The organism is Rhodococcus sp. M8, from assembly GCF_015654185.1.
Classification (GTDB): domain Bacteria; phylum Actinomycetota; class Actinomycetes; order Mycobacteriales; family Mycobacteriaceae; genus Rhodococcus; species Rhodococcus aetherivorans.
Genome location: NZ_CP064065.1, coordinates 1,819,957 through 1,841,518, shown reverse-complemented (window position 1 = coordinate 1,841,518; position 21,562 = coordinate 1,819,957). Strand labels below are relative to the sequence as shown.

Genomic DNA, 21,562 nt, shown 5'->3' with positions numbered 1-21,562 from the left:
TGATCCGATGGCCGCATGGACGTCGCGATCAAGATCTTCCTCATCCTGCACTTCATCGGCCTCGCCGGGATCATCGGCTCCTGGCTCGCCGTGATCAAGGAACCGCGCGTGGTGGCCGGCATGCTGCACGGCGCGATCCTGCAGGTGGTGACCGGTCTCGCACTGGTCGGGCTCAACGAGGCGGACGACGCCGACCTGAACCACATGAAGATCGGTATCAAGCTCGTCGTCGCCGTCGTCATCCTCGTCCTCGCGATCGTCGGCATGAAGAAGGAACGGCAGAACCCGGGCTCGACCGCCGCCCTCGCACACGCGGCCGGTGCTCTCGGTGTCCTCAACGTCGTCATCGCCGTGCTGTGGTGACGGCTCCGACACCCCCGGCGGCGAAGATGAAGCCGACCTTACCGACCCTGTAGATTGGTCCGGTGCGCAAGTCACGCGGCCGGAAGGCGACCGGCGAGTAACCTGCTCGGGCAGCTCCGCGCCGACAGGCGGGGGGGATCGTTGTCCCGGCGGGTCTCGCGGCGTTCGCGCCGTTGTCCGCCGTGTAACGCTCCTCCCCTGAACTGCAGATATACCTGAGCACGGTGCTCGCCCGGGCCACCGGGCGCGACGGTCGGGCCTGCGTCCGACGGTGAGAGAGAGGTTGGGGTTTGGACTCGCTGGGTGTCGGCGGATCGGGTGCGACGAACACGAACGCGGCGAACGTGCCGGACGGTGCCTTCCCCCTCTCCCCGGCGCAGCTCGGGATGTGGTTCGCGCAACACGTCGATCCTTCCGTGCCCGCGAACATCGCCCAGTACGTCGAGCTCGTCGGCGACCTCGATGTCGACCTGCTCCGGGAGTCCAGCGCCCGCGCCGCCCTCGAGATGGGGTCCGGCTTCCTGCGCTTCCTCGAGGTCGACGCGCAGCCCTACCAGCTGGTCGATCCCAGCCTCGAGGCGCCGCTCGGGTTCGTCGACCTGCGGGCGGCGGAGAACCCTCGCGAGGCCGCGCTCGAATGGATGCGCGCCGACCGCAGCACGCCGGTCGACGTGCTCAAGGACCGGCTCATCGTGGCCACCGTCCTGCAGATCGGCGAGCGCCGCTACTTCTGGTACAACCGCGTCCACCACCTCGCCCTGGACGGTTTCGGTGCCGCCACCTTCATGACGCGCATCGCGGAGCTCTACACCGCCGCCGTCGAAGGCGCCGAGCCCAGCCCCAACAAGGCCTCGGACGTGCGCACCGTGTACGAGGCCGAGATCGCGTACCGGAACTCACCCCGGTTCCACACCGACCGCGAGTACTGGTCGACGGTCATCCAGGGCATCGAGGAACCCACCAGCCTGGCCGGCCGCACCGCCCCGCCGGCCCCCGTCAGCCGGATCGACAGCGCCGCCCTCGGCGACCGCGTCGAGCGGCTCGTCGACAGCTTCACCGAACGCGAGAACACCAGCCTCGCGACCGCGGTCATCGCCGCCTTCGCCGCCTATATGGCCCAGATGACCGGCCGCACCGACGTCGTGCTCAGCCTGCCCGTCGCCGCGCGGACCACCGCGGTGCTGCGCCGGTCCGGCAGCATGGTCTCCAACGTGGTGCCGTTGCGGCTCGACGTGGACTCCGGCACCACCGTGCGGCAGCTCGTTGAGGCGGCCACCGCCGCGGTCTCCGGTGCGCTGCGGCACCAGCGGTACCGCCACGAGGACATCGTCCGCGACGCCGGCAACGCGGCCGGCGGCCGCTCGACGTTCTTCGGGCCGTGGATCAACATCATGCTGTTCGACAACGAGGTTCGCCTCGGCGACATGGTGGGACGGATCAACATCCTGTCCACCGGTCTCATCGAGGACCTCGGCGTCAACGTCTACAAGAGCGGCGGCACGCACACCCACATCGACTTCGAGTCCAACCCCAACCTCTACGGCGCGCAGGAGTCCCGTGCGCACCACTCCCGGTTCGTGGAGTTCTTCGACCGGTTCGTCGCCTCCGATCCCGACCGGCGCGTCTGGGACCTGCCCCTCGGAACGGGCACCGAGACCGCCCAGGTGCTCACCGAGTGGAACCGCACCGAGCACCCCCTCGACCACCGCACGCTGCTGGAGGCGTTCGAGGAGCAGGTGGCGCGCACACCGGACGCCCCGGCCCTCGTGTACGAGGGCGAGAGCCTGACGTACGCCGAGTTCGACGCCCGCGCGAACGCGCTCGCGCGGCTGCTCGTCGCCCGCGGCGTGGGACCCGAGTCCCTCGTCGGGCTGTCGGTGCGGCGCTCCCTGGAACTGCTCGTCGGCATGTACGCGATCGTCAAGGCCGGCGGCGCCTGGGTGCCGATCGACCCGGACCATCCCGCGGACCGGACCGCCTACATCCTCGAGACGGCCCTGCCCGTCTGCGTGGTCACGACCGCGCGCGACGAGGTGGACCTGCCTGCCGGCCTCGACGTGGTCGAGATCGACCGCCTCGACCTCACCGGCCTGGACACGCGCCCGCTCGCCGACGCCGACCGGCTCGCGCCGGTGCGCCTCGACACCACCGCCTACGTCATCTTCACCTCCGGCTCCACGGGGCGGCCCAAGGGCGTCGCCGTCACCCACCGGGCGATCGACAACCAGATCCGATGGATGAACGACCAGTACGCGCTGTCGGCGTCCGACGTGTACCTGCAGAAGACCGCGACGACGTTCGACGTGTCGCTGTGGGGCTTCTTCATGCCGCTGCGCGTCGGTGCGACCCTGGTCGTCGCCACCCCGGACGGCCACCGCGACCCGATGTACGTGGCCGACAAGATCGCCGAGCACGGCGTCACCGTCACCGACTTCGTCCCGTCGATGCTCACCGTGTTCGTCGCCAATGCCCGCCCCGGCTCGTGCGACACGCTGCGGCACGTGTTCGTGATCGGCGAGGCCCTGCCGGCGGAGACGGCCGCGGCGTTCGCCCAGTTGTGCAACGCGCAGCTGCACAACCTCTACGGACCCACCGAGGCCGCGGTCTCGATCACCTACCACCGCGCCGGACCCGAGGACGTGACCACCGTCCCGATCGGCGTGCCGCAGTGGAACAGCCGCGCCTACGTCCTCGACCACCGGCTGCGCCCTGTGCCGCCCGGCCGGCCCGGCGAGCTGTATCTCGCCGGTGTCCAGCTCGCGCGCGGTTACCTGAGCCGCCCCGACCTCACCGCCGACCGGTTCCTCGCCGATCCGTTCGGTGCGCCCGGCGACCGGATGTACCGCACCGGCGACCTCGTGCTGTGGCGCCTCGGCGCGGACGGTGGCGGATACCTCGACTACATCGGCCGCACCGACTTCCAGGTCAAGTTCCGCGGCCAGCGGATCGAGCTGGGCGAGATCGAGACGGTCCTGCTCGCCGCCCCGGAGGTGTCGCAGGCCGTCGTGCTCGTGGTGCCCACGGCGACGGGCGACCAGCTCGTCGGCTACCTCGTCGCCGCCCCCGGGCACGCGATCGACACCGAGGCGCTGACCGAGGCGCTCGGGCGGGCGCTCCCGTCGTACATGGTGCCGGCCTCGCTGATGGTGCTCGAGGCGTTCCCGCTCAACACCAGCGGCAAGCTCGACCGCAAGGCCCTGCCCGAGCCGGTGTTCAACAGCGCCCGCATGTTCCGGGCGCCGCGCACCGCCGCCGAACGGATCGTGGCCGAGACGTTCTCCGAGGTGCTCGGGGTCGCCGAGGTGGGCCTCGACGACGACTTCTTCGAACTCGGTGGCAACTCGCTCGTCGCCACTCAGCTGGTCTCCCGGATCGGCTCCGCACTCGACACCCAGGTGCCGGTGCGGGTGCTGTTCGAGTCGTCCACCGTCGTGGGTCTCGCCGCCCGGGTGGCGCGCCAGTCCGGGTCCGGGGCCCGCCGGCCGCTCGTGGCGGGCTCGCGGCCGGACGTGCTGCCGCTCTCGACGGCGCAGCAGCGGATCTGGTTCCTCAACCGGTTCGACGTCGGCACCGCCGCCTACAACCTGCCCTTCACGGTGCGGCTGACCGGTCCGCTCGATCCCGCTGCCCTCGACGCCGCCTTCGGCGACGTCGTCGCCCGGCACGAGACGCTGCGCACCGTCTACCCGGCGGTCGACGGCGAACCGCAGCAGGTGATCCTGCCGGTCGAACACGTCGACAGCCGTGTGCCCGTCCTCGACGTCGCCGCGTCCGATCTGCTCGCCCGGGTCGTGGCGCTGGCCGAGCGCGGATTCGACGTCACCGTCGACCTGCCGTTCCGGATCGCGCTGTATCGCCTGGCGGACGACGAGTTCGTCCTGGCGATGGTGCTGCACCACATCGCCGCGGACGGATCGTCCTTCGAGCCGCTCGTGCGCGACATCGTGGCCGCGTACGCGGCGCGGGCCGCCGGCTCCGAACCGGCCTGGTCCCCGCTGCCGGTGCAGTACGCCGACTACGCGCTGTGGCAGCGCGATGTGCTCGGTCTCGAATCCGACCCGGACTCGATCTCTGCGCAGCAGATCGCCTACTGGACCCGCGAACTCGAGGGCATCCCGGATCAGCTCGACCTGCCCGCGGACCGGCCCCGCCCGGCGGTCGCCTCCTACCGGGGCGGCAAGCGCCGCTTCGGGATCTCGCCCGAGACCCACCGGGGGCTGGCCGAGGTGGCCCGCTCGCACCAGGCGTCGCTGTTCATGGTGATGCACTCCGCCTACGCCGTGCTCCTGTCGAGGCTGAGCGGATCCGACGACATCACCGTCGGCAGCGTCGTCGCCGGCCGCGGCGATCGTCTCCTCGACGACCTGATCGGCATGTTCGTCAACACGCTGGTGCTGCGCACCCGGGTCGATCCGGGGGCGCGCTTCGAGGAACTCCTCGACCGGGTCCGCGACTCCGACCTGAGCGCCTTCTCCAACGCGGACGTCCCGTTCGAGCGGCTCGTGGAGGTCCTCAAGCCGCCCCGTTCCACGGCCCGTCACCCGCTGTTCCAGGCCGCGCTCGCCGTGGAATCTCCGGGCACGCGCGACATCTCGTTCTCCGGCGTGCGCGCCACCGCGGCCGAGCTCGACGTACCGATCGCGAAGTTCGACCTGCAGCTGTGGCTCGTCGAGCGCACCGACGACGCGGGCCGCCCGGCCGGTGTCGACGCCGTGTTCGAGTACGCGACCGACCTGTTCGACGCCGACACCGTCGACGTCTTCGGGCAGCGTTTCGTGCGGATCCTCGAGGCGATCGTCGCCGACGCCGCCACGCCCGTCGGTGACATCGACATCCTTGCGCCCGAGGAGTCGGCGCGGCTCGCCTCGGTCCGTGGCCCCGGGCTCCACCGCAGCGAGCGGCCGCTCGTCGAGTTGCTCACGGCCGGTGCGGATCTCGCTCCCGACACGGTCGCCGTCCGGTGCGGCGACTCCGCTCTCACCTACCGCGAGCTCGACGAGTGGTCCAATCGTCTCGCGCGGGTCCTCATCGACAGTGGCGTCGGTCCCGAAACAATTGTGGCACTGGCATTCCCGCGTTCGGCGGAGATGGTGCACTGCGTGTGGGCCGTAGCCAAGACCGGCGCCGCGTACGTGCCGATCGATCCCGCGCACCCGATCGAGCGCATCCGGCACATCGTCGGGGACTCCGGCGCCGTGCTCGGCCTGACCACCGCCGGGCACCTGCCGGGGCTACCCGCGGACTTCGACTGGAACGCCCTGGACGACGCCGAGACCGTCGCGGCGATCGCGCGGGCGTCCGCCGCGCCCGTCCGCGACGCGGACCGGCTCGCCTCGCTGCGCCTGGACCACGTCGCGTACATGATCTACACCTCGGGCTCGACGGGCCTGCCGAAGGGCGTCGCCGTGACCCACCACGGGCTCGCCGCGCTGGTCCAGGAGAGCGTCGAACTCTACGGCGTCACCGACCGGTCCCGGGTGCTGCACGTGTGCGCGCCCAGCTTCGACCCGTCGGTGCTCGAGTGGCTGATGGCCGGCGCCTCCGGCGCCGAGCTCGTGGTGACCCCCGCGAACGTGCTGGGCGGCACCGAACTGCACGACCTGATCAAGGCGCACGGGGTGACCCACGCCGTCATCACTCCCGCCGTGCTCGGTTCGGTCGACCCCCGCGACCTCGACACGTTGCGCGTCCTCAACGTCGGCGGCGACGTCTCCACCGGCGACCTGGTCGCCCGCTGGTCTCCGGGCCGCCGCTACTTCAATGCGTACGGCCCCACCGAGACCACGATCGTCACCACCCGTGGCGAACTGCGCCCCGGGGAGCCCATCACCATCGGCACGCCCGTCGCCGGGGTCGGTGCCCTGGTGCTCGACCCGCGTCTGCACCCCGTCCCGGTCGGCGTGTCCGGCGAGCTGTACCTGACCGGGGACGCCCTCGCCCGTGGCTACCACCGGCGACCGGCGCTGACGGCGGACCGCTTCGTCGCCTCCCCGTTCGGCGCGCCGGGCGAGCGCATGTACCGCACCGGGGACGTCGTGCGGTGGGACGACGAGGGCCGGCTGGTGTACGCCGGACGGACCGACTTCCAGGTCAAGGTCCGCGGTTACCGCATCGAGCTCGGTGAGATCGACGCCGCCTTCCTGTCCCACCCCGCCGTCGACTTCGCCACCACGATCGGGCACGAGACGCCCTCGGGCCAGACCACTCTCGTCACCTACGTCCACGGCGAGGCCGGCATCGACAGCGACGAACTCACCGAGTACGTCGCCGGATTCCTGCCGTCCTACATGGTCCCCTCGGTGTGCGTCGTCCTCGACATCGTCCCCCTCACCCCGAACGGGAAGGTGGACCGCAAGGCACTGCCCGAGCCGGTGTTCGAGGCGCGGACCTTCCGCGCCCCCACCACGCCGATCGAGGAGATCGTCGCGGGCACGTTCGAGGACGTCCTCGGTATCGACCGCGTCGGACTGGACGACGACTTCTTCGAACTCGGCGGCAACTCGCTCGTCGCGACACAACTCGTGTCCCGGCTCGGCGCGGCCCTCGACACCCAGGTGCCCGTGCGCCTGCTGTTCGAGGCGTCGACCGTCGTCGCGCTGGCCGCGCGGGTCGAACACCGGGCCGGCGCCGGTCGGCGCATCCCGCTCGTGGCCCGGCCGCGCCCCGACCGGATCCCGCTGTCCCTGGCCCAGCAGCGCATGTGGTTCCTCAACCGATTCGAGCCCGAGTCGGCCACCTACAACCTGCCCTTCGCCCTGCGGCTGTCCGGTGAGCTCGACATCACCGCGCTGCAGGTCGCGATCATGGACGTCATCGACCGGCACGAGTCGCTTCGCACCGTCTACCCGGAAGGGCCGGACGGGCCGATGCAGGTCGTCACGGACGCCGCCACGGCGGTGCCCAACCTGACGCCCACGTTGATCACGGAAGAGGATCTGCAGCAGGAGATCTCGGCGCTGGCATCCACCGGGTTCGACGTGACCCGCGAGGTGCCCATCCGGGCTCACCTGTTCGAGATCGGCCCGACCGAGCACGTGCTCGCGATCGTCATGCACCACATCTCCGCCGACGGCTGGTCGATGGGACCCGTCGCGCGCGACGTCATGGCCGCCTACGCCGCGCGCATCGAGTGGGAGCGCCCCGCGTGGCCGCCGCTGCCGGTGCAGTACGCGGACTACACGCTGTGGCAGCACGAACTGCTCGGCTCCGAGGGCGACCCGGAGTCGCTGATCGCCGATCAGCTCGCGTACTGGCGCAACACCCTCGCCGGGCTGCCCGACCAGCTCGACCTGCCGTCGGACCGGCCCCGGCCGGCACGGCAGTCGTTCCGCGGCGGGACCGAACGATTCGTCGTGTCCTCCGAGATCCACTCCGCGCTCGACGAGGTCGCGCGCCGGCAGGGCACCACCCTGTTCATGGTGGTGCACGCGGCGCTGTCGGTGCTGCTGGCGCGGTTGTCGGGCACCGACGACATCGCCATCGGCACCCCGGTGGCCGGCCGCGGCGAGCAGGAACTCGACAACGTGGTCGGCATGTTCGTCAACACCCTGGTGCTGCGCACCCAGGTGGACCCGAACCGGCCGTTCACCGAGCAGCTCGCCCGGGCCCGCGAGGCGGCGCTCGGGGCGTTCGCGCACGCGGACGTGCCGTTCGAGCGGCTGGTGGAGGTGCTCAATCCCGCCCGGTCGACGGCGCGGCACCCGCTGTTCCAGGTCATGCTGTCCTTCCAGAATCTCGGGTCGACCCACGTGGAGCTGCCCCGTCTCGTCCTGGAGACGCAGGCCATCGATACCTCGGTGGCGAAGTTCGACCTGCAGCTGACGCTGTCCGAGTCCTCGGACGACGGCCGCGCCGACGGGCTCGTCGCCGAGATCACCTATGCGACGGATCTTTTCGATGCGTCGACGGTGGCGGGGTTCGCGGCGCGGTTCGTGCGGGTGCTCGAGGAGGTGGTGGCGGATCCGTCGGTGGCGGTGGGCGACCTGGAGATCCTCGAGCCGGTGGAGCGGTCGCGGGTGCTCGAGGTGTGGAACGACACGGCACATCCGGTGCCGTCGGTGACGTTGGTGGGGTTGTTCGAGGAGCGGGTGCGCCGGTCGCCGGAGGCGGTGGCGGTGGTGTTCGGGGACGAGTCGCTGACGTACGGCGAGTTCGCCGGGCGGGTGCGCCGGTTGGCGCGGCATCTGGTGTCGGTGGGGGTGGGGCCGGAGTCGCTGGTGGGGTTGGCGATGCGCCGGTCGGTGGATCTGCTGGTGGGGATGTACGCGATCGTGGAGGCCGGGGGCGGGTATGTGCCGGTGGATCCGGATCAGCCGGCGGAGCGCAACGGCTACATCCTCGAGGTGGCGGAACCGGTGGTGGTGCTGACCACGACGCGGGACGGGTTCGAGGCGCCGGGGGAGACGACTGTCCTGTGCGTCGACGCGGTGGACCTGTCGGGGTATTCCGATACGCCGCTCGCGGACGCGGACCGGGCGGGGGTGTTGCGGCCGTCGAACACGGCGTATGTGATCTTCACGTCGGGGTCGACGGGCCGGCCGAAGGGTGTGGGCGTCTCGCATGCGGCGATCGTCAATCGTCTGGTGTGGATGCAGGGGCGGTACGGGCTGACCGCCGAGGATGTGGTGTTGCAGAAGACGCCGTTCACGTTCGATGTGTCGGTGTGGGAGTTCTTCTGGCCGTTGCAGGTCGGGGCGCGGCTGGTGGTGGCGGCGCCGGACGGCCATCGTGACCCGGGGTATCTCGCTGCGGTCATGCGCGCACGGTCGGTGACGGTCGCGCACTTCGTGCCGTCGATGTTGGCGGTGTTCGTCGCGGAGTCCGCGGTCGGCGGGATCTCGTCGTTGCGGTACGTCTTCGCGTCCGGTGAGGCCCTCGCCGCCGCCGTCGCCGCCCGGGTGCGGTCGGTGCTGCCGGGTGTGAGCGTGCACAACCTGTACGGGCCGACCGAGGCCGCGGTGGACGTGACGTTCCACGAGGTGACCGACGCGGACGTGGTGTCGGTGCCGATCGGTGCGCCGGTGTGGAACACGCGGGTGTACGTGCTCGACGCCCGGCTGCGCCCGGTCCCGGTGGGGGTGGCCGGGGAGCTGTACCTGGCCGGGGTGCAGCTGGCCCGCGGCTACGTCCGTCGGGCGGACCTGACGGCCGACCGGTTCGTCGCGTCGCCGTTCGGCGCGCCCGGGGAGCGGTTGTACCGCACGGGCGACCTGGTGACGTGGACCGAGGGCGGGGAACTCGAGTACATCGGGCGTACGGACTTCCAGGTCAAGCTGCGCGGCCTGCGCATCGAGCTGGGCGAGATCGAGGCGGCGCTGCTGCACGTGCCGGCGGTGGAGCAGGCAGTGGTACTGGTCCGGTCGGATCAGCTGGTGGGGTACGTCGTGCCGGCCGCCGGTGCCGTGTTCGACGAGGGCGCGGCCCGGTCGGCGGTGGGGCAGATGCTCCCGTCGTACATGGTGCCGTCGGCGTTCGTGGAACTGGACGCGCTGCCGCTGAACGCGTCGGGCAAGCTGGACCGTAAGGCGTTGCCGGAGCCGGTGTTCGAGGTCAAGGTGTTCCGGGCCGCGACGACTCCGGTGGAGGAGATCGTGGCGGGTGTGTTCGCCGAGGTGCTCGGTCTCGACCGGGTGGGCCTCGACGACGACTTCTTCGCCCTCGGCGGCAACTCGCTGATCGCCACGCAGGTGGTCTCGCGGATCGGTGCGGCGCTCGATGCGTCGGTGCCGCTGCGGCTGCTGTTCGAGAACTCGACCGTCGAGACGTTGGCCGCCCGGATCGACGGTCACGACGGCCCGGCGCGACGGGCCCCGCTGGTGCCGCAGCCCCGGCCCGAGCGGGTGCCGCTGTCGCTGGCCCAGCAGCGCATGTGGTTCCTCAACCGGTTCGATCCCGACTCGACGGCGAACAACATCCCCGTCGCCGTCCGCATGTCCGGCCGGCTCGACGTCCCGGCGCTCGAGGAAGCGGTGTGCGACGTCCTCGCCCGCCACGAGTCGCTGCGCACCGTCTACCCCGACCTCGACGGGTACGGCTACCAGAAGGTGCTCGCCCCGTCCGAGGTCCGCGTCTCGCTCGAGCCCGTGCGGGTCGAGCCGGCGCAGCTCCCCGGCGAGCTGCGGGCGCTGGCGGCCACCCACTTCGACGTGTCCACCGACGTCCCGATCGTCGTGCGCCTGCTGTGCCTGAGTCCCGAGGAGCACGTGCTCGTCGCGGTCATGCACCATATCGCCGGCGACGGCTTCTCGATGGGGCCGCTCACCCGCGACATCATGGTCGCCTACGCGGCCCGGTCGCTCGGCAACGAGCCCGCCTGGGAGCCGCTGGAGATCCAGTACGCCGACTACACCCTGTGGCAGCGCGACGTGCTCGGCTCCGAGGGCGACCCGGCCTCCGTCGTCACCCGTCAGCTCGAGTACTGGAAGCAGGCGCTCGACGGATTGCCGGACGGGCTCGACCTGCCGACCGACCGGCCGCGGCCCGCGGTCGCGACGAATCGTGGTGCGACACATCGCCTCACCATCGACGAGTCGCTGCACGCCGCGCTCGGCCGGCTCGCCGGGGAACAGCGCGCGACGGTGTTCATGGTGGTCCACGCGACCCTGGCGCTGCTGCTGGCCCGCCTCGGCACGTCCCGGGACATCGCCGTCGGCACCCCGGTGGCCGGCCGCGGGGAACGCTCGCTCGACAACCTGATCGGCATGTTCGTCAACACCCTGGTGCTGCGCACCGAGGTGGACACTGCCGACACCTTCGCCGAACTGCTCGCCCGGGTGCGCGAGGTCGACCTCGGGGCCTTCGCGCACGCCGAGGTGCCGTTCGAGCGTCTCGTGGACGTGCTCGCGCCGGAACGCACCCAGGCCCGGACTCCGCTGTTCCAGGTCATGCTGGCGTTCCAGAACATCGGCGACGTGGCCCTGGAACTGCCGGGGCTGTCCGTCGCGCAGCTGCCCCTCGACGCGGGCGTGTCGAAGTTCGACCTCATGGTCACGATCCTCGAGGGTCAGGCGGCCGGCACCGACGCGGGCGACCTCGCCGTCGAGATCTCCTACGCCACCGACCTGTTCGACGCCCCGACCGTGGCCGCCGTCGGCGACCGGTTCGTCCGGCTGCTGCGGCTGGTGACCGAGCAGCCCGACGTGCCGGTCGGCGACCTGCCGATGCTGCCGGGCGCGGAACTCGACGCGGTCGAGCAGCTCGCGCGGGGGCCCCGCCGCACGCTCGACTGCGGGGCCACGCTGGTCGATCTCCTCGCCCAGCAGGCGGCCCGCACCCCCGACGCCGTGGCGATCGAGTCGGGTGAGTCGGCGCTGACCTACCGCGAGTTCGGCTCCCGGGTCAACGCGCTGGCGCGGTATCTCGTCGCGCGCGGCGCGGGACCGGACACGGTGGTCGCGGTGGCCGCCGGCCGCTCCACGGAGATGCTCGTGGCGATCCACGCGGTCCTTGCCGCCGGGGCCGCTTACGTCCCGCTCGACCCGGACCAGCCGGCGGACCGGATCACGTACGTCCTCGAATCCGCCTCGCCCGTCCTGGTTCTCACCAGGTCCGGGCGGGACCGCCTGCCCGGTGCGGACGCGGTGCCGGTCGTGGCGCTCGACGAGGCCGACACCGCGCCGTACGGCGACGCGCCGCTGACCGACGCCGACCGGCTCGCGCCGCTGCGGCCGCAGCATCTCGCGTACGTGCTCTACACGTCCGGCTCCACCGGTCGGCCGAAGGGCGTGGCCGTGCCGCACGCCGCCGTGGTCAACCAGTTGCTGTGGATGCGGGACCGGTTCGGCCCGACGGCCGGCGACGTCCTGCTGCTCAAGACCCCCGCCACCTTCGACGCCTCGGTGTGGGAGATCTTCCTGCCCCCGCTGGTGGGGGCGCGGATCGTGGTGGGTGCGCCCGACCTGCACCGCGACCCCGCCGGAATGGCGGCGGCGATCGCGCGTCACGCCGTCACGGTGGCCCAATTCGTGCCCGCCGTCTTCGACGCGGTCCTCGAACACCTCGACCGGACGACCGCCGCGTCCCTGACCCAGGTCTTCTGCGGCGGCGAGAGCCTTCCGGCCGAAACCGTCGCACGGTTCCGCGCACTGAACGACGCGCCCGTCCACAACCTGTACGGACCCACCGAGACGACGATCCAGACCGTCCACCGCACGGCGGGTGCCGACGACGCCGGGGCGGTGCCGATCGGTACGCCGGTGTGGAACACCGACGCGCTCGTGCTCGACGAACGGTTGCACCCCGTGCCCGTCGGCGTCGCCGGCGAGCTCTATCTCACCGGTGTCCAGCTGGCCCGCGGCTATCACGGCCGCGCGGATCTGACGGCCGAGCGGTTCGTCGCGAACCCCTGGGCCGCCGGCGAGCGGATGTACCGCACCGGCGACCTCGCGCGGTGGACCGCCGCGGGCGAGCTCGACTACCTGGGCCGCACGGACCTGCAGGTCAAGCTACGCGGGCTGCGCATCGAACTCGGGGAGGTCGAGTCGCAGCTCGCCGCCCTCGACGAGGTGCGCCAGGCCGTCGCGGTGGTGCGCGAGGACCCGCGCTTCGGGCCGCAGCTGGTCGGCTACGTCGTCCCCGAGCCGGGTGCGGAGTTCGATCCCGCGAAGGCGAAGGACGCGCTCGCGGCCACGCTGCCGTCGTACATGGTGCCCTCCGCGTTCGTCGCACTGGACGCGTTCCCGCTGAACGCCAGCGGCAAGATCGACCGGCGCGCGCTGCCGGCCCCCACCTTCGAGGTGCGCACCTTCACCCCGCCGCGGACCCCGGTCGAGGAGATCGTCGCGGGCGTGTTCGCCCAGGTACTGGGCGTGCCGCGGGTCGGCCGCGACGACGACTTCTTCGACCTCGGCGGCAACTCGCTCGTCGCGACGCAGGTCGCGGCCCGCCTCAGCGAGGCGCTCGACGCGTCGATCCCGGTGCGGGCCCTGTTCGATGCCCCGACCGTCGAGGCCCTCGCGGTGCGGGCCGAGCAGGAGGCCGGCGCCGGCCGCCGCACGCCGCTGGTCCCGTACGAGCGGCCCGAGCGCATCCCGCTCTCGCCGGCGCAGCAGCGCATGTGGTTCCTCAACCGCTTCGACCCCGAGTCGGCGGTGAACAACGTGCCGATCGGCGTGCGCTTCACCGGCGCCCTCGACGTGCCCGCGCTGCGCGGGGCGATACGGGACCTGACCGAGCGCCACGAGGTGCTGCGCACCGTCTACCCCGACGTGGACGGCACCGGCTACCAGCAGATCCTGCCGGAGTCCCCGGTGCGGCTCGTGATCGAACGCATCGACGCGCAGGCCCTGCCGGACCGCGCCCGCGAACTGGTGACGCGCGGATTTGACGTCACCACCGAGGTGCCCTTCCGCGCGGTGGTCTTCGAGCTGAGCCGGACCGAGCATGTGCTGCTGTTCGTCGCCCATCACATCGCCACGGACGGGTTCTCGGTGCGTCCGCTCGCCCGCGACGTGATGGTCGCCTACGCGGCCCGCACCCGCGGTGAGCTGCCCGGCTGGGCACCGCTCGAGATCCAGTACGCGGACTACGCCCTGTGGCAGCGCGACGTGCTCGGCTCCGAGGACGAACCGGGATCCGTGGCCGCCGAGCAGGTGGAGTTCTGGAAGCGCACCCTCGCCGCCCTGCCCGACCAGCTCGACCTGCCCTCCGATCGCGTCCGTCCCGAGCGGGCCTCCGGGCACGGCCGCACCAGCCGCTTCCGCGTCGAGGAGGCGCTCCACGACCGCCTGCAGAACCTCGCGCACGAGAAGAACACGTCGCTGTTCATGGTCGTGCACGCGGCGCTCGCGGTGCTGTTGGCCCGGTTGTCCGCGACCGAGGACATCGCGATCGGCACGCCGGTCGCCGGCCGCGGCGAGGCCGCCCTCGACGACCTCGTCGGCATGTTCGTCAACACCCTCGTCCTGCGCACCGACGTGCGGGGCGGGCAGTCCTTCGCGGACCTGCTGAGCGCGGTGCGCGAGAACGACCTCGATGCCTTCGCGCACGCGGACGTGCCGTTCGAACGGCTGGTGGAGATCCTCGATCCGGAACGCTCCCAGGCCCGGCACCCGCTGTTCCAGGTGGCGCTGACCTTCCAGAACATCGGACAGGCCGAGTTCGAACTCGACGGCCTCGCTCTGGAGGCGCTCGACTACGACCCGCCCACGGCGAAGTTCGATCTGCAGTTCACCTTCTCGGAGCAGGTGGCCCCGGACGGCTCGGCCGCCGGCATCGATGCCGCCGTGACCTACGCCACCGACCTGTTCGACGAGCTGCGGGTCGCCGCGTTCGCCGAGCAGCTGCTGCGGATCCTGCGGGCCGTGGCGGCGGATGCGTCGGTGGCGGTCGGTGACATCGAGATCGTCGACGAGTTCGAGCGCGAGCTCGTGGTCTCCCGGTGGAACTCGCTGGGCGACGACGTCGCCCCGGCGGACGTGACGCTGGTGGACATGTTCGAGGCGCGCGTCGCCGCCGCACCCGGCGACATCGCGGTGCGGTTCGGCGACGAGGCGCTCACCTACGCCGAGTTCGCCTCCCGGGCGCGGCGACTGGCCCGGCACCTGATCTCCGTGGGTGTGGGTCCGGAGTCGCTCGTGGCGGTCGCGCTGCCGCGGTCGCTGGATCTGGTGGTCGCGCTCGTCGCGGTGCTCGAGGCCGGCGGCGGGTATCTGCCGGTGGACCCGAACTACCCGGCCGACCGGATCGAGTTCATGCTCACCGACGCCGCGCCGGCCGCGGTGCTCACCCTCTCCGGCACGGGGGTCGACGTGCCCACCGCGGTGCCTGTGGTCGAGCTCGACACCGTCGACCTGTCGGGGGTGGACGACGCGCCGATCCGCGACGAGGAGCGCACCGCGCCGCTCGGCGCCACGAACCTCGCGTACGTCATCTACACCTCCGGGTCCACAGGCCGGCCGAAGGGCGTGCTGATCCCGCACCGGAACGTGGTGCGGCTGATGGTCAACACCGAGTCGGTCTACGGTTTCGGCCCGTCGGACGTGTGGACGATGTTCCACTCGTACGCGTTCGACTTCTCGGTGTGGGAACTGTGGGGTCCGCTGCTGTACGGCGGCACCCTCGTCGTCGTGGACTGGTTCACCTCGCGCTCGCCGGAGGCGTTCCGCGAGTTGCTCGTTCGCGAGGGTGTGACGGTGCTGAATCAGACGCCGTCGGCGTTCTACCAGCTCGCCGAGGCGGACCGCACGACCGGCGGGACCGGTGGCGAGCTGGCCCTGCGGTACGTGATCTTCGGTGGTGAGGCGCTCGAGCCGCGCCGCCTGGAGGGCTGGTTCGCCCGGCACGGGGACACCTCGCCGCGGCTGGTGAACATGTACGGCATCACCGAGACCACGGTGCACGTGTCGTACCGGGAGATCGGTGCGGACCTGGCCGAGGCCGGTTCGGCGAGCATCGTGGGCGTGCCGATCGCGGGCCTGCGGGTCTACGTCCTCGACACCCGTCTCAACCCCGTCCCGGTGGGCGTGGCCGGTGAGATGTACGTCGGCGGCGGGCAGCTGGCCCGCGGATACCTGGGCCGTCCGGACCTGTCCGCGGCCCGGTTCGTGGCCGATCCGTTCTCCGCCGACGGCGGATTGCTCTATCGCACCGGCGATGTGGCGCGCTGGGCGGTCTCGGGTGACCTCGAGTACCTCGGCCGCGCGGACGACCAGGTCAAGATCCGTGGCTTCCGGATCGAGCTCGGCGAGGTCGAGTCGGCCGTGCTGGCCCAGCAGCCGGTCGGGCAGGCCGCGGTGATCGTGCGCGAGGACGCCCCCGGGGCGGCGCGGATCGTCGCGTACGTGGTGCCGGCGGACGGCGCGACCGTCGACGTCGAGGAACTGCGCGCCGGGGTGGGCGCGCTGGTGCCGGAGTACATGGTGCCGTCGGCGTTCGTGGTGATCGACGCGATTCCGTTGACGGTCAACGGCAAGCTCGACCGCCGGGCGCTGCCGGAACCGGTGTTCGAGACCCGGGTCTTCCGGGCGCCGTCGACCCCGGTCGAGGAGATCGTCGCCGGCACGTTCGCCGAGGTGCTCGGCGTCGAGCGGGTGGGTGCGGACGACGACTTCTTCGAGCTCGGCGGCAACTCGCTGATCGCCACGCAGGTCGTCTCGCGGCTCGGGGCGGCGCTCGACACGCAGGTTCCGGTGCGGACCCTGTTCGAGGCGTCGACCGTCGCCGCGCTCGCGGCGCGGGTCGAGCAGGACGCCACCGGCGGCGGCCGGGTGCCGCTGACGGCGCGGACGCGTCCGGAACGCATCCCGCTCTCGCCGGCGCAGCAGCGCATGTGGTTCCTCAACCGCTTCGACCCGGAGTCGACGGCCTACAACATCCCGATGGCCCTGCGGCTGACCGGTGACCTCGACGTCGCCGCGCTGCGCGCCGCCGTGGCCGACCTGGTGGCCCGCCACGAGACGCTGCGGACCGTGTACCCGGAGACGAACTCCGGTCCGGTGCAGGAGATCCGGCCCGCCACCGCGGTGCCGATCGGTCTCGAGCCGGTCGACGTCCCGGCGGCCGAGCTGGAGTCGCGGCTGCGCGCACTCGCGTCGACCGGCTTCGACGTCACCCGCGAGATCCCGCTGCGGATCGCGTTGCTGCGCCTCGCGCCCGCCGAATACGTCCTGGTCACCGTGGTGCACCACATCGCCGCCGACGGCTCGTCGATGGTCCCGATGGCCCGCGACGTGATGACCGCGTACGCCGCCCGGGCCGCCGGCACCGAACCGGCGTGGGCGCCGCTCGAGCTGCAGTACGCGGACTACGCGCTGTGGCAGCGGGAACTGCTCGGCTCCGAGGACGACCCCGAGTCGCTCGCCGCCCGGCAGCTCGACCACTGGCGGACCGCGCTCGCCGACCTGCCGGACCAGCTCGACCTGCCCACCGACCGGCCGCGTCCGGCGCAGCAGTCGTTCCGCGGCGACCGGGTCGAGTTCACCGTGGACGCGGACGTGCACGCCGCGTTGCGCGATCTCGCCCGCGCCCGCAACGCGACCGTGTTCATGGCGATGCACGCCGCGTTCGCCACGCTGCTCGCCCGCCTGTCCGGATCCGCCGACATCGCGGTGGGCACGCCCATCGCCGGCCGCGGCGAGGCCGCCGTCGAGAACCTGATCGGCATGTTCGTCAACACGCTGGTCTTCCGGCTCTCCGTCGACGGCGGCCGCTCGTTCGACGAACTGCTCGCGGCGGCCCGCGAAACCGACCTGCAGGCGTTCGCGCATGCGGACGTGCCGTTCGAGCGGCTCGTGGAGGTGCTCAACCCGGCTCGCTCGACCGCGCGGCACCCGCTGTTCCAGGTGGGCTTCTCGTTCCAGAACCAGCAGCGCACCGCACTGGAACTGGCGGGCCTGACCGTCGCGCCGATCGACCTCGAGGGCGGCACGTCGCAGTTCGACCTGCACCTGATCGTCAGCGACCGGTACGACGAGCAGGGCGCCCCGTCGGGGATGGACGCGATCCTGACGTTCGCCACCGACCTGTTCGACGAGTCCACCGCCCGTGCCGTGGCCGAGCGCTTCCAGCAGTTGCTCCGTGCACTCGTGCAGGCGCCGGACGTGCCGGTGGGTGACCACCCGTTGCTGCTCGCGCGCGAACAGCACGACGTCCTGACGGCGTGGAACGACACCGTCCACGAGACCGGCACGGCCGCAACGCTCGTCGACCTGTTCGACGAGCAGGTGCGCCGGGATCCCGGCGCGGTCGCACTGGTGTACGAGGGCGTTGCCGTCACATACGGCGAGTTCGGCGCCCGAGTCCACCGCCTCGCCCGGCACCTGATCGCCCTGGGCGTGGGCCCGGAGGATCGGGTGGCGCTCGTCGCGCGACGGTCGCCGGAACTCGTGGTCGGCATGTACGCGATCGCCACGGCCGGCGCCGCGTATGTGCCCCTCGATCCGGATCAGCCGGCCGAGCGCAACGCCTACATCCTCGACACCGCCGCCCCCACCTGTGTGGTCACGGTCGCGGCGGACCGGTTCGACGTGCCCGGCGTGCCGGTCGTCGAACTCGACCGCGTGGACCTGTCCGGGCTGCCGGACGCGCCGGTGACGGCGGCGGAGCGCCGCGCGCCGCTGCGCGCCGCGAACACCGCGTACGTGATCTTCACGTCCGGGTCGACGGGCCGGCCCAAGGGGGTGGCGGTTCCGCACTCCGCCGTCGTCAACCAGATGCTGTGGAAGCGGGACGCGTTCGACCTCGGACCGGACGACGCGGTGCTGCTCAAGACCGTCGCCACGTTCGACCTGTCGGTGTGGGAGTTCTGGTCGGCGCTCACCTCCGGCGCGCGCCTGGTGATCGCCACCGCCGACGGGCATCGCGATCCCGACTACCTGCTGCGGCTGCTGCGCGACGAGCGCGTCACCACGCTGCACGCGGTGCCGTCGATGCTGTCGATGCTCATGACCGCCGCGGGTGGGGAGGTCGCATCGTCGCTGCGCCGTGTGCTCGCCATCGGCGAGGCGCTGCCGGCGGCCACTGCGCAGCAGTTCCGCGCGGACAACGCGGCGGTCCTGTTCAACCTGTACGGGCCGACCGAGGCCGCCGTGTCCGTCACCGTGCACGAGACCGACGACGCCGACACCACGGTCGTGCCGATCGGTGTGCCCGAGTGGAACACCCGGGTCCACGTGCTCGACGCGCGCCTGCGTCCGGTGCCGGTCGGGGTCGCCGGCGAGCTGTACCTGGCCGGTGCCCAGCTGGCGCGCGGCTACCACGGCCGTCCCGACCTGACCGCCGACCGGTTCGTCGCAGACCCGTTCGGCGGGGGCCGGATGTACCGCACGGGCGACATCGTGCACTGGAACCGCGGCGGCGAACTGGTCTACCGCGACCGCGCCGACTTCCAGGTCAAGGTGCGCGGCTACCGCATCGAACTCGGTGAGATCGAGTCGGTGCTGCGCGCCCGCGCCGAGGTGCGCGACGTCGCCGTCCTCGTCCGCAACGACCCGCACGTCGGAGATCGGCTGGTGGCCTACGTGGTTCCGGCCGGTGGTGCCGAACTCGACGCCGCCGCGACGAAGACCGCGCTGGCGCAGGCGCTTCCGTCGTACATGGTGCCGTCGGTGTTCGTCGTCCTCGAGGCACTGCCGCTGAACACCAACGGCAAGCTCGACCGCAGGGCACTGCCCGAACCGGAGTTCGAGGCCGGGCAGTTCCGTGCCCCCACCACCCCGGTGGAGGAGATCGTCGCCGGCATCCTCGCCGAGGTTCTCGGCATCGAACGCGCCGGCCTCGACGACGACTTCTTCGAGCTCGGCGGCAACTCCCTGCTCGCGACGCAGCTGGCCTCCCGGCTCGGCGCCGCGCTCGACACCCGGGTGTCGGTGCGGACCGTGTTCGAGGCGTCGACCGTCGCGGCGCTGGCGGGGCGGATCCAGCCGTCCGTCGGCCGCGGCGCCCGGCCGCCGCTGGTGCCGGAGCCGCGGCCCGACCGGGTTCCGCTCTCGCTCGCGCAGCAGCGGATGTGGACCCTCAACCAGGTGGATCCGGGATCGGGGGCCTACAACATCCCCGTCGCGGTGCGGCTCAGCGGCTCCCTCGACGTCGACGCGTTGCGCGCCGCCGTCGCCGACGTGATCGCTCGGCACGAGGTGCTGCGCACGGTGTACCCGGACACGGAGGACGGCCCGGTCCAGGTGGTGCTCCCGACGGCGCAGGCGCTGCCGGACCTGTCCCCGGTGCCCGTGCCCGAGAGCGAGATCGTCGACCGGCTCACCGGCGTCCTCGGCGCCGGCTTCGACGTGACGGCACCGACCCCGCCGGTGCGGGCGCGATTGTTCCGCGTCGCCGACGACGAGCACGTGCTCGCCCTGGTGGCCCACCACATCAGCGCCGACGGCTACTCGATGCGGCCGCTCGTGCGCGACGTGATGGTCGCGTACGCCGCCCGCGCCGAGGCCCAGGTGCCCGGATGGGCGGAGCTGCCGGTCCAGTACGCCGACTACACGCTGTGGCAGCAGCGGGTGCTCGGCGACCCGGACGACCCGGACAGCGAGCTGTCCCGCCAGCTCGGGTACTGGACCGCCGAGCTGGCCGGCAGCCCCGAGCTGCTCGCGCTGCCGACCGATCGGCCGCGGCCGGCGCGGCAGTCGACCCAGGGCGACGCGGTGGCGTTCACCATCGGTGAGGCGCTCGCGCAGCGCATCGAGAAGACCGCCCGCGAACACAACGCGACGGTGTTCATGGTCGTGCACGCCGCCCTCGCGGTGCTCCTGTCGCGCCTCGCGTCCGCCGAGGACGTCGCGGTCGGTACCCCGACCGCCGGCCGCGCCGAGGAAGCTCTCGACGACCTGGTGGGCATGTTCGTCAACACGCTGGTGCTGCGCACCCGCGTGGCCGGCGGGGACACGTTCGCCGACCTGCTCGCCCAGGCGAAGGATAAGGACCTGGCGGCGTTCGGCAACGCCGACGTGCCGTTCGAGCGGCTCGTCGACGCCGTCGGCCGTAAGCGGTCGAGCTCGTACACGCCGCTGTTCCAGGTGATGCTCACGTTCCAGAACATCGAGACCGGAACGCTGGAGCTGCCCGGACTGGCGGTCACCCCGCTCGAGGCGGGTGCCCATCAGGCGAAGTTCGACCTGCAGTGCACCTTCGTCGAGCAGTTCGCGCCCGGCGGTGGCCTCGGCGGCCTCGACGTGATCTTCACCTACGCGACCGCGCTGTTCGACCGGGAGACGGTCGAGCTGTTCGCCGAGCGGTTCACCCGCGTCCTGGACGCGGTGACGTCGGACCCCCAGGTGCGGCTGCGCGCGATCGACATCCTCACCGAGGCCGAACGGGCCCGCGTGGCCGCGCCGCGCAAGCCCCGGACCGTGGCGGACCTGCCGGACCTGGTCGCCGCCGCCGCCGAGACCGCCCCCGACACGGTGGCGCTCAGCCACGGCGGCCGGGACGTCACCTTCGGGGAGTTCGCGCAGAAACTGGCCGCGACGGCGACCGCGACGGGCGGGGCACTCACCGCGGAGGCGCTCGTGCCCGTGGTGTTGAACACCCTCATCCCCGGCGTCCTGCCCGCGCTGGGCGCCGACGGGTTCGCCGAACTGGTCCGATCCGTGCTCGCGGCGGCCGACGAGATCACCGGTAGGGGGCTCTGACCTGGGCGCTTCGTTTGCTGTCGGTCCGACCGGGATAATCGAACATCGACTGTCGTCCGACCCCGTGGGCACCGAGGTGGCCGCGGGGTCGACGGAGCGCGCACGACTGTGTGCGACACGCAGAG

2 protein-coding genes are annotated in these 21,562 nt (G+C 72.0%); both read left to right on the top strand.

Annotated features, from left to right (window positions below):
• The first annotated feature begins 15 nt into the window (after nucleotides 1-15).
• Complete coding sequence (locus ISO16_RS08050; protein ID WP_072635689.1) at nucleotides 16-363, top strand: hypothetical protein; 348 nt, start codon at nucleotides 16-18, stop codon at nucleotides 361-363.
• A gap of 290 nt (nucleotides 364-653) precedes the next feature.
• Nucleotides 654-21,437 (top strand): non-ribosomal peptide synthase/polyketide synthase, encoded by a 20,784-nt coding sequence (locus tag ISO16_RS08045; protein WP_195886194.1) that lies wholly within the window; start codon nucleotides 654-656, stop codon nucleotides 21,435-21,437.
• The last annotated feature ends 125 nt before the right edge of the window (nucleotides 21,438-21,562 follow it).

What these genes read in the sequence shown, in the direction of transcription:
- ISO16_RS08050 (WP_072635689.1), top strand. Translation starts at nt 16, where the DNA reads ATGGACGTCGCGATCAAGATCTTCCTCATCCTGCACTTCATCGGCCTC.